Origin of the sequence: Agrobacterium sp. CCNWLW155 (genome assembly GCF_036888815.1) — a bacterium.
Lineage (GTDB): Bacteria > Pseudomonadota > Alphaproteobacteria > Rhizobiales > Rhizobiaceae > Agrobacterium > Agrobacterium radiobacter.
On record NZ_JBAKFW010000008.1, the window covers coordinates 41186 to 61714 of the forward strand.

A 20529-nucleotide genomic window follows, 5' to 3' on the forward strand; every position below is an offset into this window, starting at 1 on the left:
TTCATGCTTTCCGCGACGTTGCAGAATAGGGAGTTTTGCGACAGCCGCAACGTCTCCTGTTGGCGCAAAGCAGCAATAGTGACTGAGGAAGCTAAAGCCGAAGAGGAGCTTCATCACCCGCCCCCTCCCTACCCTTGCAACCCGGCCCAGCCGGTCCGGTCGGGGGCTGATTGTTTGAGCCAGTGTCGCACTTCTCACGGGCTGAAAGAGCGACAGGGGACATTTTAACTTTGCGCAATGCGCGACATTCCAACCTTGCTGCCACAATGTGTGTAACGGGGGTACATTCTATTTCCAAGTGCGACATGCCAGTGATTTCAATGGCTTCACTTTGGAGATTTTCGCATGTCCGGATGCTATTCGCAATTGACCCTCGCCGATCGTCGCCTTCTTCATCGTCTCGTTGATCAGAAAGTCACTATCAATGAGATGGCCCGCCGGCTCGGACGCCATAGGTCAACCATCTATCGCGAAATCCGTCGCAACACCTTCCATGACCGTGAGCTTCCCCAGTACACCGGTTACTTCGGGACGATCGCTGATCAACTGACCCGCGAGCGACGAAGACGCTTGCGCAAGCTGCGACGCCATCCGGATCTGCGAGCCGACGTCATCCGTCAACTCAAGGCTCGATGGTCTCCCGAGCAGATCGCCGGGCGTCTGCTGTCGGAGGGAATAAGCCCTGTTCGCGTGTCCGCCGAAACGATCTACCGGTTCATTTACAGCAAGGAAGATTATGCGCTCGGCCTCTATCAATACCTGCCGGAAGCGCGCCGCAAGCGTCGTCCTCTCCGCTCCAGAAAACCGCGCGATGGTGCTTTTCCAGCAAGCCATCGCATATCGCAAAGGCCTGATTTTATTGGAGACAGATCGCGGTTCGGGCACTGGGAGGGTGACCTCATCATATTCGAGCGTCCGTTTGGCCATGCCAATGTGACGTCACTTGTCGAACGCAAAAGCCGCTATACTGTTCTGATCAAGAACCCGAGCCGACATTCGCGACCGATCATGGACAGGATCGTGCGTGCATTCTCCAGCCTGCCCGCCTGCGCACGTCAAAGCTTTACGTTCGATCGCGGCACAGAGTTTGCGGCATTCCGGGCTTTGGAAGATGGTATCGGCGCACGAAGCTGGTTCTGTGATCCAAGCGCGCCCTGGCAAAAAGGTGCGGTGGAAAACGCCAACAAGCGCATCCGCCGCTTCCTGCCGTCGAACACGGACCTCAGCCAGATGTCGCAGGCAACGTTGAACCAGGTCGCACGTATCCTCAACAACCAGCCGAGAAAGTGCCTGGGCTACAGGACGCCGGCCGAAGCGTTTATGGCCCATTTGCAGGAGGAGGTCTAATCCCCTACCCTGTAAAACAGGCATGATGCACTTGGGGAAGATTCTCCACAAAAAAATTGGCAGCGCGCGGAGCCGCGGGTCTCCCAGTGCGTCGCGAGCCCACGCAAGAAAAAGGTCGGCATTCGGCCCAGCGAATCTTTAGTGGTCAGCTTCGTCATTCCTATGCGGACATCTCTTCAAAAGTTTTTCAATTATTGCCCTGTCACCACCGTACCGATCCAGGACTTCGACTGCCTTGGCCAAGCTGACAGCGTACTCCTGCTGCAGTTGCTCGACGGTATATTGCCCGGTCTTGTCCTCTCGCATCGTGAGCCTCCTTACGACCCGAAAATGCGTTTGCCCTGACATCGGTTCCATCAAAGCTTTCCTCCGAGCAGGGACATACGTCGGTCCGATGGCTTGCTTTTCGAAACCGTCATGCGAACCGGGAAAAATGCACATTAGAGACATCCCGGGAACGGAGTGGACGGCGGATGTGACTGTCCGTGCCGTCTGCCATTACCGGGGCTGCAGGGAACCAAGGCAGCAATTGCGCATTTGTCCCCCAGGGTAGTCAACAATCGGAGGAACCCCATGAAAACGCTTGCGGACATTTTTGAACACACATTGCATGACGTCTATTATGCCGAGAACGCGATAACCAAAGCGTTGCCCAAAGTCGCGAAGGCCGCCAAGAACGCCGAGTTGAAGAGAGCGGCCGAAGATCACCTTGCGGAAACAAAGGAGCAGATCAAGAAACTCGATCAGGTTTTCAAATCCATTGGCAAAAAGGCCTCCGGTGAAAAATGCGACGCTATTGAAGGCTTGATCAAGGAAGCAGAAGGTCTCATGGAAGAGGCAGAAGGAACTGCACTTGACGCTGGCCTTCTTGCCGCGTGCCAGGCGGTTGAACATTACGAAATCGCCCGCTACGGTTCGTTGCGCGAATGGGCCAAGGACCTCGGTCACGATGAAGCACACAAACTTCTGAGCGAAATCCTTGATCAGGAGAAAGCGACGAACAACAAGCTGACCAACCTTGCAGTGACAGCCATCAATAAAACCCCGGCCGCCAGGAAGGCTGCCTGAATTGTGGAAGTACTTGCGACGGTCTCCCCGCTTTTGGGGAGACTTTGTGTGTTCCAGCATCTAGGCGGTGCAAGCCTTGAGGCTGTCCTTCCTCGCGTGCCTCCTGACTTCTCGAGCCGACGTCTGCCCGATCTTCCGGCGTCCTACCTTCGGGGTGGTCGGCCTTGCGTCATAGTCCGGCAATGCCCGCGCTGCCGCTTCTCTTGGTGGGCAACAATCTTTTTTCCAAACCGAAAAAACGTAACGGGCTCGCCAGAGGCACCAGGCACGACTCTGGCCGAAAACCCAAGTAGGATCGTTGCCGATCGGACAGGATTGAAACACCTGCGCTATCTCTAACCTCCGGCCCGACCGGCGTCGCTGCCGTCTCTGCTAGCCTCGCAACGGGCGCATGAAGGATCGCTCGTAGCTGAGGATGCTACGGTTGCGCTTGTCCAGCTCGTAAGCTGCGACGCACTCGGGGTCAGTCGCCATTCCGATCCGATAGTCCTCGTAGGCCGCAAGACTTGGGAAGCTGAAGAGAGCCAGCGCGATGTTGTTGGCACCCTCGCTCGGCAGGAAGTATCCATGATGCGTCCCGCCCATCCGGTTGACGATCGGGATCCAGAGCCGTGCATATTCCTCGAACTCGGAAAGTTTGTAGGGATCAATGACGTATTTGAGGTAACAGGTGATCAATCAAGAGTGTCCTTCGATGACGTATTTGGGCTGGGTACGCCCAGCCTTCCCGCTTCTCGTTCTGTTGCCTGTCAATAGCAAGCTGGAAATCAAAAAGTATACCCAAGGCTGTCGGTTTATCGTTAACCACACACCTCTTCGATATCGCAGGAGCTTGACCAGAAACCACTTTGATACAATACCGAATAGACACGATATTATGACAGGCTGCAGGTCATCAGGGCGAGGAAGGGCGATGTCACGTTGTTCGCTTAATCCCCGACAAGGCGTTTGCCGATGAGCTTACGCAGTTGCGCCGGTCACGACTTTCCAATGCGCCATTGCGCGGATGTGATGAATGTGGGTGGCCAGGGCTGAGCGTTTCTGATGTGGCGGCACGAAGATTTCTGACTGCTGAGAAGACCGGGATAAAACATTGCAAGCCGCCGACGGAACGGAAGCCCTGCGTCATCCGCTCTCGTTTTCGAAGCGGCACGTGAGAATTCTCCGCGCGATTGTTCAGGCCCTTGTGTGATCGATGTTCGACGCCCGGAATGCGGCGGCTCTGAATTACACCCCTAACCTGCTGGCCCGCAGTCTCGCCACCAACACCACCGGACAGGTTGCCGTCTTCATTGACGACTTCTCGAATGCGCAGAAACTGCCGTTCCTGGAAGCACTGACGGAGAAACTTCAGGCTGCGGGACTGGTGGTGATGCTCATCAACATCAACAACCATTTCTACCATGCGAACGCGCTGCTCCATGCCGACCAGCGGCAGGTAGATGCAATCGTGCTCTTCGGTACGGCGTTTTGCGATGAGACCCTAACCGATCTGCAGCACAGCAACGGAATACCCCCGATGTTCGTACTTGCGTGCGACAGCCAGATCGAGGGCGTTCCCGCCGTCGTCTGCGACGCGGAACTTCCGTTGAGGGAGATCGTCGATCATCTCCATGCGAAGGGCTACAAACGGCCCGGCTTCATGAGCGGAGCTGCGGCGCTGTCAACGGCATTGCGGCGTCGCCACCACTTCACCGAGTTCTGGGCGCAGAAGGGAATAACGGAAATCGCCCTTCTGTCCGCCGAGAAATACAGCGCCGAAGCCGGGGCCGTATCTGTCAGGCGCTATCTGTCCGAGACCGCAGCGCAAGATCGCGTCGATGTGCTGATGTGTGAGAACGATATTCTGGCAATCGGAGCCTTGGACGAAATCCGCGGAAAATTCGGCCTTAGAGTACCGGAAGAGATCGCCGTCGTCGGCTTTGACAATTACGAATTGAGCGGATCGTTTGCCTATGGTCTCACGACCTATGAACAGCCGCGCAACGAAATGGTTGACGTGATCCTCAAGATGATCAAGGGAACGATCGAACTCGAAACGGTGACGCTGCCGGGCACGCTGATAGTGAGGAAATCGGCATAGCAGCCCCGACGTCAGGATCGTAACACTCTCCCATCATGCGAAACAGCTGGACCCGATACTCTGGTGCGAGCGTTGCCCACGCTCCAGAGGTAACAGTCGCTCAAGGAGGTTCTGGCGAAGGCTGGTTGTATGTCGGCTCGTCATCCGCATTCTTACCAGTGATCAAGCTGAAAAACTCTTGAATGGCGTGGGGTGATGCTTGAGATGTTTGGTGTCAATGAAGGCGAATTTAGCAAAGGTCAGTATCCTCCCGACGACCACCGCTTGTGCCAAAAGGAGTCTTGAAGCGCGACCAGCTACCGAACATTTAAAATTGGACTGCGGAGACTGGCGACCGGTCTGTTGGGATCATAACAGCCGGGGGCGCGTCCCCAATCTCCGCAATGAGATGGTTATTCCGCACAGATGGCATGATCAAGACAAAGGTGCCGTCATTTACTAACGAGATCGACGCGCGTCCGGCGTATGAGGTTTGAGCCAATTGTCGACTGCCAGTTCCATTGCGTGAGGTATAGCCACCTTTTCTATAACTCACCATCACTTGAAATATTGTTATAGCAAATCATTTTATCACTGAACGGCGCCCAAAAAGGCCTCAGACCCAATGGAGCATGGCCAGACGCGATCATGCATCACGTCACTTTAAGCGAAAATCTCCGAATTCTGCGAGGAGCGGGAGAAGCGCTTTGCGGCCTTGCGAAGTCGCTACGTCAAGAGAGCTGCGGGCAAGCGGCCATGTAACTTTCCTGTTTCATGGGGAACAGAACAAAGAAATCCCCGCGATACGCGCGGGGATTTCCCATTTTTCTGGCATCAGGAATTTTTGTGACTCTGCTGACCCGCCTTTACATGCTGCTCGTGTGTGCCGCCTCGGGTTTTACCATTATCGCTATTGTTGGAGGCCGACGCCGACTTCGAACGATTGTCGCTGTTCTTGTGGCTCTGCTGACCGGCCTTCACGTGCTGTTCGTGCGTACCACCTTGATTTGCCATGATATGTACTCCTCATATTGGTGATTTGTCACTTGCGTGCCCTGTGGCATGCCCTAACCCAACCAATCGGCACGAGAGGAGTTCCGAGATTTAATATTTCGTGAGGAACGATGAATAGTTCAAAAGGCAGGTTCGCAGGCCTCGCAACGAAGACAAATCAAGTGCGCGCTGCCGTTGTTTGCCTCACTCCTTGCGAAGCTTCCCCTTCGCGTCTTTCAGCACAACGTTGGGTCTTTCTGGCAGCACCCGGCCAGCCCGGTTGACACCGCATTGACATTGCAGATCGGAACGGATTGGCCTTGCGGCTGTAAGATTGGTCTGCGGAGTCTTTTAGAGGCCGTGCGATCTGCGAGGGCTCACTTTTCGTGAACACCTCTTTCTCGAGATCAAGCGCATTGCTTTCCCTGGTCACCTTTTGCGACGATCTTTTCCTTTTTCACCTTTTTCATCGTTCTTGCTGGCGGATCATTAATTTCGGTCGGGGTCATGGGTGTGGTGACTGTCACGCTCACCACCTCCCCCGGAAACCCTGCTCTTCGAACGCTCGTCATGTCCCCAGCGGGGTTTTTGGTTTCCAAAGGCGCCTTCGCGTTTTCATGTGATGCGTCCGGCCCTCCCTGACGGGTGCTGGCCGACGTTTTTGTGGACGTGGCCTGTTTTCTCTTGTTACCGGGTGGCGTCGATAACCTGCCGGATTACTGGTCGTCGCGCGTCTTCATCGCGTCAGAAATACGTTTTTTGCGGGGGTCGTTGAGGTTCTCCCCAACAGCATCCCGATCGTGCTCGGGGTCGTCGGTGGGTTTCATGTAGCCTCTTGGCCGGTTTTCCTTTGGCCCCTCCCAGCGGGGCGACTGGTCGGTGGTGCCGGGAGTGCCATCTCGTGGAGAATTACTGGTCATCACTGCCTCCGATTGAGTTTCGACTTACCCAACCGATCTGAGGCGACGATGTTCCGCGAGACAACGACAGCAGGGGAACTTTTTTCGAAACAATTGCGCGCTCCCCGGGTTAGGCGCGTGAGAAAATTCAATCCGAGGAACAGAAGATGACGGACAAATCCAGCAAATCCGATCGCATCGCCAGAATAGCCTATGAGCAGCAGCAGGACTTTCTCAGGCGTTCGTCCCTGCAATTCCTGGAATGTGCGATTCATTTATGCGCGACGAATATGAGCATTTCCGAACTTGCTACCCGGCTTGAGAAACAGGCCCAGTATTTGCGACAGTTTGGATGAGGACAAGCCGCGCCGAGCGCCAGCGGCGAGCATGTCTTTTCTTGGGAAGACCGCCATGCCAAGATTTTTCTTCACCGTGATCAGCGGCAAAAGCGTCCTTGATGATCTGGAGGGGAGCGATCTGTCTTCGCTCGACCGGGCAATTGAAGAGGCGCTTAAAGATGCCCGCGCCCTGATGAGCGAGGCAATCCTGCAAGGGCGTGACATCTCCGAGGGATGCATCATCATACGGAATATAGAGCAGGAGGTGCTGAAAGTAGTCCGCTTCGTCGACGCCCTAGACAGAAATCACTGACGGGGCCACAACATCCGTCCGTATACGAGCCATTAGTTTTTCATATTCTTTCTCGGGTACGCCGTAGGTTGTGTCGGCGACGTCTTCCAATATGCTGCGATTGATGATCCGGACGTTCCCGCGGCTGGCACGAATCGCATGAATGCCTTCGAGAACGTGCAATTCGTTGGTAACGCCCGGTCGGCGTACTCCAAGAACCGAGGAGAGGAATTCATGGGTAATCGGCAGATCATCGGTGTCGAGTCGGTCACGGCACATCAGCAACCAGCGCGCGAGCCTTTCCCGTAAACTATATTGTCCATTTGCCAGGACAAGCTGGCCTACCTGTAGCATGCAGATATTAACGTAGCCCAGCAACAGCTCACGCAGGTGCGTGTCCCCTTCCATCTGACGCATTAGTTCGATAACCGGGATCAGGAGGCCCCGACCACCCACCCTCATCACAGTTTCATCCGGTGTGGTTTCCGCACCCAGAAGCGCGGGCCAGCCGGTGACACCCTCGCGCCCGACAAGCACGGTTTCAATTCTTTTGCCGCCCTCATCGTGAACAATTGTCGATGCAAGACCGGTTTCGATAAAACAGAAATGGGAAATGGGCATGCCAGTCGCAACCAGCTGATATCCGGCCTGCAGATTCACCGGCTCCATCCGGGAGACAAGCTGCAACAGCCGTTCTGTGCCGAGTGTTTTCAACAATCGGTTATAAACAACAAAATTTGATCCAAGCATAGCGGTTCGCCCGGTTCGCCCCTTTGCTCGAAACATCAACCTGCAGCCGTCATATTAGCAGCGGAAAATCGAATGAAAACAGTGAGTACGTTACCGTACAAATTTGGAGAAGGGGACGACCCTGCATCATGAAATGGCCAATATTCGCAATTTCGGCCCATGTTCGAGACAGCGCCATAAACCGAAACCCGGTCATTCGGTATGTCTCTCGGCACCGTCGCGGAAATCGGAGCCAATGGGCACACCGACGGAAGAAAACACCTTGGCCAGAACCACGGGAAGAAGCCGTCCCACCTGCCTTTCAGCCCGAGCGCGCGGATGCGTCCTCACTCCGTGCCTTGCGCGGCGAAGCGGAAAGCTGTCAAAGAAGTAACCTTTATCGTCACGCCACCCAATTGGTTTTTGGCGAGGCCGACACAAGGGAGCGCGTGGTTCTGGTGGGAGAACAGCCCGGCAATGAAGAAAATCTGAAAGGCAGGCCGTTCGTCGGTCCAGCAGGCCGTCTGCCTGAGGAATGTCTGGTTGTCGATCGTTCGCAATGTTATGTCATCAACGCCGTAAAACACTTCAGATTCGAACAGCGTGGCAAGCGTCGGTCGCATGACCATCCAAACGGCGGCGAAGTGCTAAGCTGCGTCTGGTGGTTGAGAGCGGGAGCTGTCCCTTCTCGATCTGGACCTTATCGTGGCGAGTGGCGCGAACGCTCTCTATGCACTCACCGGACGCACAAGCGGGGTGACGAAGGACCGCGGACATGTCCGTTTGACGCCAGGCGGCATACGTCTTTTCGTCACGACACATCCTTCCTTTCTGCTGCGCCTTCGTGACCATAAGCAAGCGCATCACAGCAGCGCGCCTTCATAGCCGACCTGCGCAGAATTGAGGAAATGCGTGCTGAGACCACCTGGCGCAGCCGGTCTGCGGCATTCGCCTTGGCAATCAGGAACAAGCTTTTCCCATCTTGGTTAGGTGCTCCCAAACAGGGAGGTTTGAACACATGGACAAGAAACTCGAATACCAGATCACGGCGCATGAAAACGGTTGGGCGGTTGTCATCTCAGAGGCGATAAGGGGCGTTTACCCCAGCCGTCACCTGGCCTTGGCCGCGGCAAAGTTGCTGGATAGCGATATGCTCCCGGCCGAGGAGACGCAACGTTTTGCTACAGCCAACTATCTGGCTGTGACCGATGCTGTGGCACCCAGCCGGTTCCGCACCTCGCCGCAACCGGTGGTAGCTGTGCCTTATCAGGTGGATGTTCCCTTGCGGCGCAGAAGAGGAGAAATCACCTTTCCATCATCAATTGGCGGACTCAACCCGGCAAAGGGTAAGGCCTAGACTGAAAGGCAGCGCCCCGCGCCGCTTCGCGCGGCGCGGCCAGGATGCATTCCAATCAGGAAATAAAGCGCAATCGCGGCAGCCAGTGCAAATATCACAAGTCCATAGATCATCATGGTCTGCCATGTGCGCTTTCACCAGCGAAAATCGCCGTCATCTATGCCGATGGCTGAGAATTTTGAATCGAGCCTTTCGCTCATCGGTCGGTTCAGGTCCTGCTCGGGTCTGATGCCTTCCTTCGGCGCGTTAGCCAGATCGTCATTTTTGGCCTGCATCGGATACCTCCTCATGGGCACCGCGCCCTAACCCCATCCATCCGCAATTGTTCCGCAACGGAAACGGCAATGGCTAAGGGATGAGGCCAAGACGTTTTATCTTCAGGAATCGATTCCTGATGCCGAGGCATTCCCTTTTGCGCATATTTGATAAATTCGGTTACCGGGCTGAAATCAGCTTGTTCACGCGTTATGGTACGTAGAACGGCGCACGCATGCGGACGGTATGCGAGGAGTAAAGCATGCGGACTGTTAAACGGCTCACCATCGCAATCATCGGCATGACAGACACTGTTACGTCGGAAATCAGGATGGCTTGGTTTCACGCCCAGATCGGCTTGGAAGGGCCGTACTCGGCCAGCTTTATAGAGGGGAAAACGGCTCTGAAATTTGTCGCTGCGATTATCGACGTCCGGTACGAGGCAGACGTTTTGCTGCGTCTCACAGAACAATTGGATGGCGAAGCCATTCCTTATCTTTTTTTCGTGCCGGAGACGCTTATCGACAGGGAGCCGGGACCTTTTGTCCTCTCCGGACGTTCGGAGGACATCGAGAACATTGTCTCCGCTTTGATAGCGCAAGGAGGGGGCATCAGACATTAGAGCGAGGCGCATCTCATGCTGGAGCGACTGCAGAGCCATAATGATGAAAATATTCTGCTTTCTCTTTTACCCGATGACATCAGGCGCGAGGTCATGGGGACCTGTAACCCGATAAAGCTTGTCTTGGGCGATGTGCTGATATCCGCTGGCGCGCCGATCGAGCGTATCTTCTTCCTGTCATCCGGCATCGCCTCCATCGTGGTGGTGACAAAATCGGGGCGTAAAATCGAAGCAGGGATCGTCGGGAGAGAAGGTTTTGTGCCGACAGGAGCTGCGGCGGGTGCGGAAACAAACCTGACCGAGATCGTGGTGCAGGCCCCGGGCGAAGCACTTTTCATGGACATCGGCTCGTTTGACGCGCTTCTTGCAAAACATCGGATATTCTCCGAGATTCTGGTCCGCGCCCTGCACATTTCGAGAACGCAGGTCGAATGCACGGCCTCTTCCAATGCCACCCAGTCCGTAACGGAGCGCCTCGCCCGCTGGCTACTGATGTGCCACGACAGGTTGGAGGGCAACCAGCTGCGACTGACACACGATTTTTTGTCGACTATGCTGGCAGTTAGACGAGCGAGCGTGACAGACGCCCTTCACGTTCTCGAAAGCCATGGGTTCATTCGCTCCGAAAGGGGAAAAATTACGATCAGGAACCGCGAAACGCTGGAAAATTATGCCGGTGACCTCTATGGCATGCCTGAGGAGGAAAACAATCGCGTGCTCGCCCGCTTTTTACCGCTCCGATCCCCGCTTGACGAGCTGACGGCTGTTGGGAGCGACGGGATTCGGTAGGCCGCACAAACACCGCAGTCGTTTGTACGCTTTCGACATTTATCTTTGGTGGTTTCCCTGTAGAATGGATGCATCATCCCTCACACTGTGAAATGCGGATCGCGTTTCAAGGAGGTGAAATGTACGCCAATCACGAGTACAAAAGTTCCGGGATTTTTCTGGATAAAGACATCGATATCGTTAAGACAGCCTACGAGGCTGTAGTGTCTGGGGAACGCGACCCTGCGTTAAGCCGGGCAGACGTCGCTCGCTATGTCCTGAAAATGTACGATCGCGGTGTTGTCAATCCGTTAAAACTTCAGCAATTGGCCGCTCTCTATTTTCGAACCAAGTTGCGTGTGGGCTGACACCCAGGAATTGCGCCTGGCATGGCGCCTTGGTTACGGTCTTGATTCTTCCAAAAGGAAGCTCCCCCGGTCTCGGATGATCCAGCATCTCGCCACGCCGGTAGGTGGAACGTTGTCCCATTCCTGCACCTTGGTCCCCACGTGGGATTACTCGTCCGTGCGATGAAACGTGGTGGCAACGGGAACAAAGATGAGAAAGTACGGTTTGGTTCGCTCTACGGCACTCATGCCCGACGAGGTGTAACATGACCAGGAAAACACTGCCCATTCCCGAAAGCAACCGTAGCCAGCAAGGTTCCGGTGACAATGACCGTCTGAGCACGGACGATACCTCACCTGTCAAGGAACAGAATGCTTCAACCCGGACGGGCAGACAGGCAAACATCAAGATAAACACGACGCATCAGGGCCACCACCAGGACAGGTAAGCGCCCGCCTGTTCCCGGCAGGTGGCTTGGTTGTTACCAACCTGTTTCCGGGCTCCCCACAGTCTGAAATCAATGCGTTCCCGGAGGCGCCAAATGCGGATTCTTGCCGTTACGGCCGAAATGTTTCCCTTCGTAAAAACCGGCGGATTGGCCGATGCCGCGGGCGCTCTGCCGGAGGCACTGGAACGACAGGGGGCGGATGTTCGGACATTACTACCCCTCTACCGCAGGCTCACGCCGCTTGTCCGCGGCCAGAAGCCGTGTCTGGTTGCCAATATTCTGGAGCAGCCGGTATCGCTTTATTCCGTTGTTTCCGATGGTCACAAGCTTCTGCTTCTTGAAGCGGCAAGCCTCTTCGACAGAGACGGACATCCCTATGGCGTAAAAGGTAAACCTTTTGCCGACAACGATCTACGCTTTGCGGTTCTGTCCAAGGTAGCGGCGGAAATAGCCCTCGGCGCCATTGACGGCTGGAAGCCGGATGTTGTCCATGTCCATGATTGGCACACGGCTTTGACCTGCGTTTATCTCGCCGATTCGACGCCGGCGGTAGCTTCCGTTCTAACCCTTCACAATCTCGCATTTCAGGGACAGTATCCGCTGGAGCGGGCGGGTATGCTTGGACTGCCTCCGCACCTCTGCACTGTCGATTGCCTTGAATATTACGGTGACATGTCATTTTTGAAGGGCGGCCTGACGACTGCATCGGCGATAACGACAGTTAGTCCGACTTATGCAAGAGAAATCCTGACACCGGAAATGGGGATGGGAATGCATGGCGTGCTTGCCAGGCGGCGAGACGACCTGCGCGGCATCGTCAACGGTGTCGATCAGGACGTCTGGAATCCGGCGACAGATCCCTACATTCTCGCAAATTTTACGGCTGCCACGGCGACAAGACGGAGCCTCAACAAATATGCCTTGCTTCGGGCCCTTGGCCTAGCCCCGACCCAAGGCCCTGTGTTCGGCGTGGTTAGCCGTCTGACCTGGCAAAAGGGTATTGATCTCCTCCCTCAGGTCGTCTCCCTTATCATTGCACAAAAAGGGCGGCTGATCATTCACGGAGAGGGTGACACGGCACTGGAAGACAGCTTGCGTGCGCTGGCACAACGTTATCCGGAACTGGTCTGTGTCCATATCGGCTACGATGAGCGCCTGGCGCATATGATTCAGGCCGGCTCGGACTTCATCATCCAGCCTTCACGGTTCGAACCCTGCGGGCTGACACAGCTATATGCCCTGCGATACGGCGCGCTGCCCATCGTCAGCCGCACGGGTGGGCTGGCGGAAACCATCATCGATGCGAATGATGCAGCCATTGAAGCGGGAGTGGCAACGGGCTTTCAATTCGAGCCGGGAAATGAGGACGATCTGCGTGCCGCGCTTGATCGAGCCATTAACGCCTATAATGACCGGGAACTTTTCAGGCGACTTCAGACACAGGCCATGCAGGCCAATTTTTCGTGGGACAAGAGTGCTGCGCAATATATGGCGCTTTTCGAAAGCCTTGTTCGCGACAGCAAGCGTGGAACGGATGTCGTTGCTGACATCAGGCCGGAGACTTTTGCAAAGAGACGAGCCGACAGGCGACAGGCGACAGGCGACAGGCGACAGCAGGATCATCAACAGGTCTGGCCACTGACAATGGGAGGCTCTGGTGATGAAGGCAGTGAATCATCGCGAATGGGGGCGCAGCGCAATCACTCCGGGGAAACGGATTTTACCATCTGGGCACCCGCACTAGCCGCCGTAAAACTGCGGCTTAACGATGCGGAATTCGACATGCACAGAACCGGTGACGGCTGGCACCACATCAAAAAAACTCCCTTGTAGGCGATCACTATTGCTTCGTTCTGGCCGATGGAAACAGGGTTCCCGATCCAGCTTCCAATCAGCAGCAAGAAGGCCCGCTTGGCCCATCCCTGATCGTCAACCATGACTTTGTCTGGAAAAACCAGGACTGGGAGGGTCGGCCCTGGCACGAAACGATCGTCTATGAGCTTCATGTCGGAACTTTTACACCCGAAGGCACCTGTGCGGCCGCTGCAGGTAAACTTGAATATCTCAACGACATCGGAATTACCGTGGTCGAACTTATGCCGCTCGCGACGTTTGCCGGAAATCGCGGGTGGGGTTATGACGGCGTCCTGCAGTTTTCCCCGCAACGGGACTACGGCTCTCCCGACGAGCTAAGGGCCTTCATCGATAAAGCCCATGGTCACGGAATCATGGTGCTGCTGGATGTCGTCTATAATCACTTCGGCCCCGCCGGAAACGCGCTTCAAGAGTATGTGCCCACATTTTTCAAAAAGGATGCGACGCCGTGGGGTCCCGCGCCGGATTTTAACCGATCCGAGGTCCGGTCATTCTTCATTCAAAACGCATTATACTGGCTTCAAACCTATCGTTTTGACGGATTGCGGATCGATGCTGCCGATCATCTCGCCGGCAGCGATGAGGACGTCGATTTCCTCATTGAGCTGGCGTTGGAAGTGAGACAAACTATAAAAGGCAGGAATGTCCATCTCGTTATAGAGGACGCGAGAAACGCAGCCTCGCCAATGACACCCGCCGCCGATGGCACGGTGCTGATTGATGCGGAGTGGAACGACGACTGGCACCACGTCATCCATGTTGCGACGACGAATGAAGACGGCGGCGTCTATGGTGACTTCGCGATACGGCCCCGTGACAAGCTTCGCCGATCGCTTGCGACCGGTTTTGTCTATCAGGGAGAACCACGCCCTTCACGGGATTTCGCGAGCAGTGGAGAGCCAAGCGGCCATCTGCCGCCGCAACGATTTGTGAATTTTCTCCATAACCATGATCAGGCCGGAAACCGGCTACGGGGTGAAAGGCTGCGTGCCCTTATTCCGCCGTCTCTCTTCATGACGCTCGAAACAATTCTCCTCCTTTCCCCGCAGACGCCATTAATCTTCATGGGCGATGACCACGGCTCGGCCAACCCTTTTTTCTTCTTCTCCGACCATCCGGATCACGATAAGGAACAGGAAATAAAAAACCGGCTTAAACAGGCGGAAATTTTTCAAGGAAACCTGCCGCCCGATGCCCGGCAGGTGGTTCGGGACCCTAACGATCCCCGCACGATGCAGCTTTCGACATTGAACTGGCAGGAGGCAGAAAACACAGACGGAAGACTGGCGAGGGCGAGGATGGCCGCGTTACTTTCAAAACGGCGCCATCACATCTGGCCTCTTCTTTGCTCACATTTCGAGAAAGGTGTTTTCCTTGAGTGTAGCCTTCAAGGCCTTGCAATCGACTGGTATTTCAAAACGGGACGGCTGCAAATGAGGGCAAACCTTTCGGCAGATACATGCGAGCTGCCGCCGGTAAAGGGAGAAATCTTTCATTTGCATGGCAGCATCGATGACATGCGGTACAAAGGTTATGGGGCGCAATTTGCGGTCGAACCCGCGCTCATTCGAGATTGCGCCGTAGCGATTCCCTTGCCCGGTTGACCCGGCTTTTGATGGTGCCTACCCGGCAACCGCAAATAGCCGCGGCATCGGAGTAACTCGTCCCTTCGGCCACAAGCAGCAGAGCTCTTTTTTGATCCCTGTCGAGATCGCGAATCGCCCGCATCACTTCCTGATGCTGCACACGCCATTCCTGGCTAGCAGGGGTAGACATGATTTGTTCGATACCGACAGGCAAACCGATGCATTCGCGTTTCGACACCTTGTAGCGGGTACAGAAAGTGTTGCGCAAAATGGTGAAAAGCCACGATTTTAACGCCGTGCCGGGAGTAAAACCGTGCAGAGCTCGAAGCCCCCGCAACATCGTCTCCTGAACAAGGTCATCGACATCTTCCTCATTTCTGACGAAGCGGCGGGCAAAAGCCGTCAAGGCCGGTGCAAGATCTGCAATACCGACGCGCAACGCCTCCAGCTGCGCGTCACTCAATTTGTCTCCGGAAACTCCACTCACAGCGTGCTTGGCCATTTTTCCATCCTTTCACGATGGGCAAATGTCTCGCGAGACGCTTGGTTGCCGTACGCCAACGTACAATCGCAAAATCAGTAACTGTCCCGGCGTCGGGATCCGAACAGTTGAACCGCTCCCAGCCCCACAATTGATCAGGCGTTTTCCGGGCCGCCGGTTGGGTGCCTCCGCTGCCTCCGCTCGATCATATGCTCCGCGTTTTTTCTCGTCTGTTCCCTGTCCTGGCGGCTTTCGTCGCCATCGCCGGAGCGGGCATCATCTGTACCGGGTTCTGGCTTGGTATCTTCGTCTGGTCGATTCATCGCTTTATCTCCGCTTGTGGATCCGGGAATGACGGATCTATCCCGGGATCTAACTGCGGCATCTGAAGGCGGTTCCAGCCTGACAAGGGCTTTGAGGGAACAGTGACGCGGGAAAACGGTTAGTAAAGGACCAAGGAGGATACCATGAAAAAGGACGAAAAGCTGAAGCAGATTCACAAGGACAGCGAACCGCAATTTGCGCGCGGCAAAAAAACCTCTGATAACAACGGCGTCGTGAGCGCAAAGCCGAGGGTAATCACAGGGTCTGACGACGCAACAGCCAACAAGCTGCCGCCCGGTGCCAAAAAGCCCGAAAAAGACTGGGATTTGAACTACGACGAGCGAGACATTAACGAGGGTGATTTCAGGGGTTAACCCCGGTCCCAAGTCCCTACCCTACTGCGCCAGGTCGTCGATCGTGAGTTCGATGGATTGAGATTCGGCGCCCTCTCGTGTCTTGACCGTCAGAACGCTGCCGGTGTTGAGGACACCCTCAAGTACCGTGCGCTCGCCCACAATGATTTTGATTACCTTCGGGGTCGCGGCTTCGATATTCAGGCTGTTGCTGGTTTGATGATCAACTGTTTCGGTCATCGCTTGATCTCCGGGTGGCGGGAACAGGTGGCCTAACTTCGCTCAGGCAGTCTTGTTCCTTTCTTCGATGGGAGCGCTACAAGAAGCGTTGCCGTATCGCATACCTGCAATTGCGTTGAAAAACGATCCGAGAGCAGCTTCAAGGCTGCATCGTGTGTCGCATCCCGTCCGCTGCAAAGTGCATCCTCGACCAGAATGACGTAAAAACCCTGGTCTATCGCCCCAAGAACGGTAGCGAGAACACAGACATCTGTTTCCCCGCCGGTAATCACCAGGGTCGAAACCTGCTCCTGCCGCAGGATTTCGCCCAGGCCTCCATGTTGCCACGGCGAATAGACACTTTTGCGGAAGATGCGGGCGGGCGGGATGTAGCGCGATAACGAGGGGATAACCCCGATGAGTTCGGGAGCCAGCGCCTGCTGTGTCATCATCGGCCATTTTTCATAATAAGCTCGCCACGCACCGGGGGCCTCCTCTACAGACCTCGGCGGCACGAAACAGGTGAAGATGCATCGCTCGGGGTCGCCCTGAACCACAGCCTCTACCTCTTCACTGATGCGGTCCATCCATTCGACATGCCATGGCGTATCTTCAGCGAAGACACGCTGCATATCGACGCACAGGTGCCGCCAGTCTCCCTCCGCAGAAAACTCGATCATTCCTCCTCCCTATCCGCCGGTCTCACTGTGAGGCGCGGCAACGGGTTTCGATTCCGGTGATCCACGGAAGCGCAGGAAGATCGAAAGAACCACAAGAACGGCGGTCGAAAGAAACTCCGATTGCCAGTTCTGAAACGATTCAAACCAGAACTCTCCACTTCCCAGATGCGCAAACAGCGTTGTCTCGGGATCGCCGTGCATGGCAGCCTCCAAAGCAGCCGCGTCGGCGCTGTATTTCAGATGCAAGACAAAACTGACAATAAAAAGGAAGAACAGGGCAAGCCCCAAGGAGTAGGAATAGATGGCGCGGATAAATCCCCCTGCTCTCACTGCCCGGGGTGTCTCGGGATCATCTGCTTTTTGCGCAGGGTCTTCATCCTGTGACGCTGGCTCGTCGGGGTCTTTGGATTCGGACGAGCCTCGTTGAAACAGAAAAGCGGTCAGCATGACATACGCCGACATCTGCAAAAATTCGCTCTCCCAGTTTTCGAACAGGGCGGAAAGAAAATGGCCGCTCTTTGCGTAAGAAAAAAGCGTGAGCGGCGTCGCCTGATGCTGCACAAGCTCCTCGTTGTAAACAGCCCAGCCGGTCGCGAGCATGCCACCAATCGTTAACAGGGAAGTCAGGACAAGGACAATCGTCAATCCATTGTCGCGTAACAGCCTCATGGTTCAGCCTCGCATGAAAGAGACAACGGCAAAACCGGACGTGCCGCCGGTTTAAGCGGCACGTCCGTGTGGCGGATCATGCCGCCTTGGATTTGGCCTTGATGTTGGCACGTGCCTGGGCAAGCGAGGAAAGAGCCGTATCCGTTGCGCTTTCTTCGCCCAGTGTCTGTTCGAACAGCTTGGCTGCTTCTTTCATGCCGAGTTCAACCGCCCAGGTTTTCAAAGTGCCGTAACGGGTGATCTCGTAGTGTTCCACCGCCTGGGCCGAAGAAATCAGCCCGGCATCGAGCGCTGGCGAGCCCTTGAATTCCTCCATGATCTCCTCCCCTTCCGCGATGATGCCCTGGATCGCCTCACAGGTCTTGCCTCGCGCCGGCTTTCCGAGCAGTTCAAAGACATTCTGTAAACGCTCCACATGGACCTCGGTCTCGTCCCTGTGTTTTTCAAATGCGGCCTTCAAATCCGCCGACTGTGCAGCGCGTGCCATCTTCGGGAGCGCCTTGAGAATCTGGCGCTCGGCGAAATAAATATCCTTTACCGTATCGAGGAAAAGGTCTTCCAATGTCTTCTCAGCCATTTTTAGTCTCCTGTTGCTTTGGTTGGTGAGTGGGAGTCAGGGTTTCTTCATTGCTTATTGACAGGAATAGAGGCCTTGCCGAGTTTGAGTGACGGCTCGCGCGCCCAGACCCGCAGCTTGCCGAGTTCGGACACGAAAGCCGCTAGCCCCCCTTCGCCCGGCAAGGGGAGCACCCCTTCATCCATGGCATCTGCAATTCCCGCTTTTTCCAGTAGCGGCAGCGCCGACTGGTCGTAACCGATGAATTTGCAGTGCTGGAACGCGTCTGCAACGAAATCCCGGGCGGTTGCCTCCTTGATCAGCTCATCGATGGCCGCTGCCGATGGCAGCAGCGCCACCGCATCGAAAAGCACCGAAGGGCCGCCATCAATCATGTGATGTGCCTCGATAAAGGTGCCGTCAGATGCAGTTACACCGCCAACCTTGGGCGCGATAAACTCGAAGACGGCTTTCTCGGCTGTTACCGCTTGGGTCAGCCCCTTTAGCAATTTAGCATCCACGCCATCGGCGATAAGAATGCCGAGCTTGCGACCTTCGAACCGTTTGGGACCCCGTTGAACGATGCTGAGCGCCGGCGACGGATCGAGATCCTGACGGGTGGGCATGGCCGCGTCTGCCGGTTTCGGCATGGTCGGAAAGCCGAGCTTCTGTGCCACGGTCGCGGCAAGCGTTTCGTCGATATTGAGAAGATGCGAAACCATCCTCTCACGAATGACCAACGTTTCCACCTTGCTGAGTTCGAAGGTGAGCGCCGATGCGATATGGCGTTGCTCGGCCGGCGTCTGACTGATGTAGAACTGGCGCGCCTGACTGTAGTGATCGGCGAAACTTTCCGGCCGCAACCTTGCCTTGGGGCCCTGCTCCTCAGCGGGGAAATGCTGGAAACCACGCATGCGCGATTCCCTTGGTCCCTCCCCGAAGGAGTTCGGTTGATAATTGGCGCGTCCTGCCGGATTGTGCATCGCCATATGGCCATCCTGCTGGAAATTTGCGAAAGGACACTTGGGCGCATTGACGGGCAGGTGCGTGAAGTTGGGCCCGCCGAGCCGCTTCAACTGTGTATCGAGATAGGAGAAATTCCTTCCCTGCAGCAGCGGATCATTGCTGAAATCTATGCCGGGCGGAACGTTCTGGGTCATGAACGCCACCTGCTCGGTTTCGGCAAAGAAGTTGTCCGGCATGCGGTCGAGGATGAGACGTCCGACCGGTTTCGGCGCAAGTATTTCCTCGGGGATGATCTTGGTGGGGTCGAGAACGTCGAAATCGAAGCTGTCGGCGAAATCCTGGTCAAAAAGCTGAACCTGCAGTTCCCACTCCGGAAAATTTCCTGACTGGATCGCGGTCCAGAGATCACGCCGGTGAAAATCGGGATCGGCGCCGTTGATCTTGACCGCCTCGTTCCACGCCACCGACTGCAACCCGAGCTTCGGCTTCCAGTGAAATTTCACGAAGGTCGATTGCTCCTTCGCATTGACGAAGCGGAAAGTGTGCACACCGAACCCTTCCATGAACCGGAAGGAACGTGGAAGGGTCCGGTCGGACATGATCCACATGACCATGTTCATGCTTTCGGGCGTGAGGCTAATGAAATCCCAGAAGGTATCATGCGCCGTTTGCGCCTGCGGAAAGGCGCGATCGGGTTCCTGTTTGGCAGCATGGACGAGATCCGGAAACTTGATCGCGTCCTGAATGAAGAATACCGGAATGTTGTTGCCGACGAGGTCCCAGTTTCCCTCCTTGGTGTAGAGCTTCACGGCAAAACCGCGCACATCCCGCGCGAGGTCGGCCGAGCCCTTGTTGCCGGCAACCGTCGAGAACCGCACAAAAGCGGGAGTCCTTTCACCCGCCCGCTGAAACAGATCAGCCTTGGTGTGAGCGGCAAGGGATTCATAGGTCTCGAAATAGCCATGCGCGCCATAACCGCGGGCGTGAACAACGCGTTCGGGAATCCTCTCATGGTCGAAGTGGAAGATTTTCTCGCGGAAATGAAAATCATCCACAACGAGCGGCCCGCGAGGACCAATCCGAAGCGAATTCTGGTCGTCCGCAACTGGCCCACCCTGGGCGGTCGTCAGCACGGGATCGTCGCCGGATGCAGTCTGGTGCAGTTCCCCACCTGCCCCCCGAACAAGCTTCTGGTCGTGAATGGTGGCGGCGCCGGATGATGATGAGGTGGAATCTGGTTTTTGGGCCATGTTAGCTCCTGCAAGGCGTTGACCGGGGGCGATGGCGGACCACG

26 protein-coding genes and 2 pseudogenes are annotated in these 20529 nt (G+C 55.7%); 14 read left to right on the forward strand and 14 right to left on the reverse strand.

Annotated elements, in window-relative coordinates:
• Positions 1-345: 345 nt before the first annotated feature.
• On the forward strand, positions 346-1347 hold the full coding sequence (locus V6S97_RS21010) for an IS30 family transposase (protein ID WP_307008608.1): 1002 nt from the start codon (positions 346-348) through the stop codon (positions 1345-1347).
• A 573-nt stretch (positions 1348-1920) separates the two neighbouring features.
• Positions 1921-2415 carry a ferritin-like domain-containing protein gene (locus V6S97_RS21015; protein WP_307008610.1) on the forward strand — a complete coding sequence of 165 codons (495 nt, stop codon included), beginning with the start codon at positions 1921-1923 and terminating at the stop codon, positions 2413-2415.
• Positions 2416-2787: 372 nt separating this feature from the next.
• On the opposite strand, the gene V6S97_RS21020 is transcribed toward V6S97_RS21015, so the two are convergent.
• Positions 2788-3093 (reverse strand): NIPSNAP family protein, encoded by a 306-nt coding sequence (locus V6S97_RS21020; protein ID WP_080865411.1) that lies wholly within the window; start codon positions 3091-3093, stop codon positions 2788-2790.
• 282 nt (positions 3094-3375) lie between these two features.
• Positions 3376-3769, reverse strand: a pseudogene (locus V6S97_RS21025) (DDE-type integrase/transposase/recombinase).
• Between V6S97_RS21025 and V6S97_RS21030 the strand changes: the two are divergent.
• A complete protein-coding gene (locus V6S97_RS21030) occupies positions 3659-4498 on the forward strand; it encodes a substrate-binding domain-containing protein (protein WP_334427738.1) in 840 nt (279 codons plus the stop codon). The pseudogene V6S97_RS21025 and the gene V6S97_RS21030 sit on opposite strands and share 111 nt — an antisense overlap.
• 813 nt (positions 4499-5311) lie before the next feature.
• Here V6S97_RS21030 and V6S97_RS21035 read toward each other — a convergent pair.
• From V6S97_RS21035 to V6S97_RS21050, 4 genes and pseudogenes are all read right to left on the reverse strand, one after another.
• On the reverse strand, positions 5312-5491 hold the full coding sequence (locus tag V6S97_RS21035; RefSeq protein WP_077998741.1) for a hypothetical protein: 180 nt from the start codon (positions 5489-5491) through the stop codon (positions 5312-5314).
• A gap of 157 nt (positions 5492-5648) precedes the next feature.
• Positions 5649-5903 carry a DUF3175 domain-containing protein gene (locus V6S97_RS21040; protein WP_307008612.1) on the reverse strand — a complete coding sequence of 85 codons (255 nt, stop codon included), beginning with the start codon at positions 5901-5903 and terminating at the stop codon, positions 5649-5651.
• 56 nt (positions 5904-5959) lie between these two features.
• A pseudogene (locus V6S97_RS21045) lies at positions 5960-6144 on the reverse strand (hypothetical protein); the annotation flags it as partial.
• Between the two features lie 42 nt (positions 6145-6186).
• The gene (locus tag V6S97_RS21050) at positions 6187-6390 is read right to left on the reverse strand and encodes a hypothetical protein (protein ID WP_307008614.1); all 204 of its coding nucleotides are present in this window, start codon (positions 6388-6390) and stop codon (positions 6187-6189) included.
• 146 nt (positions 6391-6536) lie between these two features.
• Here V6S97_RS21050 and V6S97_RS21055 point away from each other — a divergent pair, with 146 nt between their 5' ends.
• Together V6S97_RS21055 and V6S97_RS21060 are read left to right on the forward strand one after the other, a co-directional pair.
• A complete protein-coding gene (locus V6S97_RS21055; RefSeq protein ID WP_020808120.1) occupies positions 6537-6725 on the forward strand; it encodes a hypothetical protein in 189 nt (62 codons plus the stop codon).
• 55 nt (positions 6726-6780) lie between these two features.
• A complete protein-coding gene (locus V6S97_RS21060) occupies positions 6781-7020 on the forward strand; it encodes a DUF6894 family protein (protein WP_031233226.1) in 240 nt (79 codons plus the stop codon).
• Here V6S97_RS21060 and V6S97_RS21065 read toward each other — a convergent pair.
• Complete coding sequence (locus tag V6S97_RS21065; protein ID WP_307008616.1) at positions 7003-7749, reverse strand: Crp/Fnr family transcriptional regulator; 747 nt, start codon at positions 7747-7749, stop codon at positions 7003-7005. The genes V6S97_RS21060 and V6S97_RS21065 overlap by 18 nt on opposite strands.
• A 128-nt stretch (positions 7750-7877) precedes the next feature.
• On the opposite strand from V6S97_RS21065, the gene V6S97_RS21070 reads away from it, so the two are divergent.
• A complete protein-coding gene (locus V6S97_RS21070) occupies positions 7878-8576 on the forward strand; it encodes a uracil-DNA glycosylase family protein (RefSeq protein ID WP_244555428.1) in 699 nt (232 codons plus the stop codon).
• A gap of 170 nt (positions 8577-8746) precedes the next feature.
• The gene (locus V6S97_RS21075; RefSeq protein ID WP_080865408.1) at positions 8747-9085 is read left to right on the forward strand and encodes a hypothetical protein; all 339 of its coding nucleotides are present in this window, start codon (positions 8747-8749) and stop codon (positions 9083-9085) included.
• Positions 9086-9219: 134 nt separating this feature from the next.
• On the opposite strand, the gene V6S97_RS21080 is transcribed toward V6S97_RS21075, so the two are convergent.
• Entirely contained in the window at positions 9220-9360 is a 141-nt protein-coding gene (locus V6S97_RS21080) for a hypothetical protein (protein ID WP_334427687.1), read from the reverse strand.
• A 242-nt stretch (positions 9361-9602) separates the two neighbouring features.
• Here V6S97_RS21080 and V6S97_RS21085 point away from each other — a divergent pair, with 242 nt between their 5' ends.
• From V6S97_RS21085 to treZ, 6 genes are all read left to right on the forward strand, one after another.
• Complete coding sequence (locus V6S97_RS21085; protein WP_183229512.1) at positions 9603-9962, forward strand: hypothetical protein; 360 nt, start codon at positions 9603-9605, stop codon at positions 9960-9962.
• A 15-nt stretch (positions 9963-9977) separates the two neighbouring features.
• The gene (locus V6S97_RS21090) at positions 9978-10751 is read left to right on the forward strand and encodes a Crp/Fnr family transcriptional regulator (protein WP_334427688.1); all 774 of its coding nucleotides are present in this window, start codon (positions 9978-9980) and stop codon (positions 10749-10751) included.
• A 119-nt stretch (positions 10752-10870) separates the two neighbouring features.
• The gene (locus V6S97_RS21095; protein ID WP_307008621.1) at positions 10871-11098 is read left to right on the forward strand and encodes a hypothetical protein; all 228 of its coding nucleotides are present in this window, start codon (positions 10871-10873) and stop codon (positions 11096-11098) included.
• A gap of 245 nt (positions 11099-11343) precedes the next feature.
• On the forward strand, positions 11344-11526 hold the full coding sequence (locus tag V6S97_RS21100) for a hypothetical protein (protein WP_060727472.1): 183 nt from the start codon (positions 11344-11346) through the stop codon (positions 11524-11526).
• 93 nt (positions 11527-11619) lie between these two features.
• A complete protein-coding gene (glgA, locus tag V6S97_RS21105; protein WP_334427689.1) occupies positions 11620-13359 on the forward strand; it encodes a glycogen synthase GlgA in 1740 nt (579 codons plus the stop codon).
• Positions 13360-13379: 20 nt separating this feature from the next.
• Positions 13380-15005, forward strand: a complete 1626-nt coding sequence (gene treZ, locus V6S97_RS21110) for a malto-oligosyltrehalose trehalohydrolase (protein WP_334427739.1) — start codon at positions 13380-13382, stop codon at positions 15003-15005.
• Here the strand turns inward: treZ and V6S97_RS21115 are convergent.
• The gene (locus V6S97_RS21115; RefSeq protein ID WP_020808132.1) at positions 14965-15489 is read right to left on the reverse strand and encodes a sigma-70 family RNA polymerase sigma factor; all 525 of its coding nucleotides are present in this window, start codon (positions 15487-15489) and stop codon (positions 14965-14967) included. The two genes, treZ and V6S97_RS21115, sit on opposite strands and share 41 nt — an antisense overlap.
• Positions 15490-15935: 446 nt before the next feature.
• On the opposite strand from V6S97_RS21115, the gene V6S97_RS21120 reads away from it, so the two are divergent.
• Complete coding sequence (locus V6S97_RS21120) at positions 15936-16166, forward strand: hypothetical protein (protein WP_307008629.1); 231 nt, start codon at positions 15936-15938, stop codon at positions 16164-16166.
• A 21-nt stretch (positions 16167-16187) separates the two neighbouring features.
• Here V6S97_RS21120 and V6S97_RS21125 read toward each other — a convergent pair whose 3' ends face one another.
• From V6S97_RS21125 to catE, 5 genes are all read right to left on the reverse strand, one after another.
• A complete protein-coding gene (locus tag V6S97_RS21125; RefSeq protein WP_307008631.1) occupies positions 16188-16385 on the reverse strand; it encodes a hypothetical protein in 198 nt (65 codons plus the stop codon).
• Between the two features lie 32 nt (positions 16386-16417).
• Complete coding sequence (locus V6S97_RS21130) at positions 16418-17044, reverse strand: cysteine hydrolase family protein (protein WP_307008632.1); 627 nt, start codon at positions 17042-17044, stop codon at positions 16418-16420.
• Between the two features lie 9 nt (positions 17045-17053).
• Complete coding sequence (locus V6S97_RS21135) at positions 17054-17713, reverse strand: DUF6766 family protein (protein WP_334427690.1); 660 nt, start codon at positions 17711-17713, stop codon at positions 17054-17056.
• Positions 17714-17789: 76 nt separating this feature from the next.
• The gene (locus V6S97_RS21140) at positions 17790-18290 is read right to left on the reverse strand and encodes a YciE/YciF ferroxidase family protein (RefSeq protein ID WP_020808138.1); all 501 of its coding nucleotides are present in this window, start codon (positions 18288-18290) and stop codon (positions 17790-17792) included.
• A gap of 47 nt (positions 18291-18337) precedes the next feature.
• Positions 18338-20485 carry a catalase C gene (catE, locus tag V6S97_RS21145; protein WP_334427691.1) on the reverse strand — a complete coding sequence of 716 codons (2148 nt, stop codon included), beginning with the start codon at positions 20483-20485 and terminating at the stop codon, positions 18338-18340.
• Between the last annotated feature and the right edge of the window lie 44 nt (positions 20486-20529).

Coding starts and splice junctions, on each gene's coding strand:
- V6S97_RS21010 (WP_307008608.1), top strand. CDS start 346: ATGTCCGGATGCTATTCGCAATTGACCCTCGCCGATCGTCGCCTTCTT.
- V6S97_RS21015 (WP_307008610.1), top strand. CDS start 1,921: ATGAAAACGCTTGCGGACATTTTTGAACACACATTGCATGACGTCTAT.
- V6S97_RS21035 (WP_077998741.1), bottom strand. CDS start 5,491: ATGGCAAATCAAGGTGGTACGCACGAACAGCACGTGAAGGCCGGTCAG.
- V6S97_RS21050 (WP_307008614.1), bottom strand. CDS start 6,390: ATGACCAGTAATTCTCCACGAGATGGCACTCCCGGCACCACCGACCAG.
- V6S97_RS21055 (WP_020808120.1), top strand. CDS start 6,537: ATGACGGACAAATCCAGCAAATCCGATCGCATCGCCAGAATAGCCTAT.
- V6S97_RS21060 (WP_031233226.1), top strand. CDS start 6,781: ATGCCAAGATTTTTCTTCACCGTGATCAGCGGCAAAAGCGTCCTTGAT.
- V6S97_RS21065 (WP_307008616.1), bottom strand. CDS start 7,749: ATGCTTGGATCAAATTTTGTTGTTTATAACCGATTGTTGAAAACACTC.
- V6S97_RS21070 (WP_244555428.1), top strand. CDS start 7,878: ATGAAATGGCCAATATTCGCAATTTCGGCCCATGTTCGAGACAGCGCC.
- V6S97_RS21075 (WP_080865408.1), top strand. CDS start 8,747: ATGGACAAGAAACTCGAATACCAGATCACGGCGCATGAAAACGGTTGG.
- V6S97_RS21080 (WP_334427687.1), bottom strand. CDS start 9,360: ATGCAGGCCAAAAATGACGATCTGGCTAACGCGCCGAAGGAAGGCATC.
- V6S97_RS21085 (WP_183229512.1), top strand. CDS start 9,603: ATGCGGACTGTTAAACGGCTCACCATCGCAATCATCGGCATGACAGAC.
- V6S97_RS21090 (WP_334427688.1), top strand. CDS start 9,978: ATGCTGGAGCGACTGCAGAGCCATAATGATGAAAATATTCTGCTTTCT.
- V6S97_RS21095 (WP_307008621.1), top strand. CDS start 10,871: ATGTACGCCAATCACGAGTACAAAAGTTCCGGGATTTTTCTGGATAAA.
- V6S97_RS21100 (WP_060727472.1), top strand. CDS start 11,344: ATGACCAGGAAAACACTGCCCATTCCCGAAAGCAACCGTAGCCAGCAA.
- glgA (WP_334427689.1), top strand. CDS start 11,620: ATGCGGATTCTTGCCGTTACGGCCGAAATGTTTCCCTTCGTAAAAACC.
- V6S97_RS21115 (WP_020808132.1), bottom strand. CDS start 15,489: ATGGCCAAGCACGCTGTGAGTGGAGTTTCCGGAGACAAATTGAGTGAC.
- V6S97_RS21120 (WP_307008629.1), top strand. CDS start 15,936: ATGAAAAAGGACGAAAAGCTGAAGCAGATTCACAAGGACAGCGAACCG.
- V6S97_RS21125 (WP_307008631.1), bottom strand. CDS start 16,385: ATGACCGAAACAGTTGATCATCAAACCAGCAACAGCCTGAATATCGAA.
- V6S97_RS21130 (WP_307008632.1), bottom strand. CDS start 17,044: ATGATCGAGTTTTCTGCGGAGGGAGACTGGCGGCACCTGTGCGTCGAT.
- V6S97_RS21135 (WP_334427690.1), bottom strand. CDS start 17,713: ATGAGGCTGTTACGCGACAATGGATTGACGATTGTCCTTGTCCTGACT.
- V6S97_RS21140 (WP_020808138.1), bottom strand. CDS start 18,290: ATGGCTGAGAAGACATTGGAAGACCTTTTCCTCGATACGGTAAAGGAT.
- catE (WP_334427691.1), bottom strand. CDS start 20,485: ATGGCCCAAAAACCAGATTCCACCTCATCATCATCCGGCGCCGCCACC.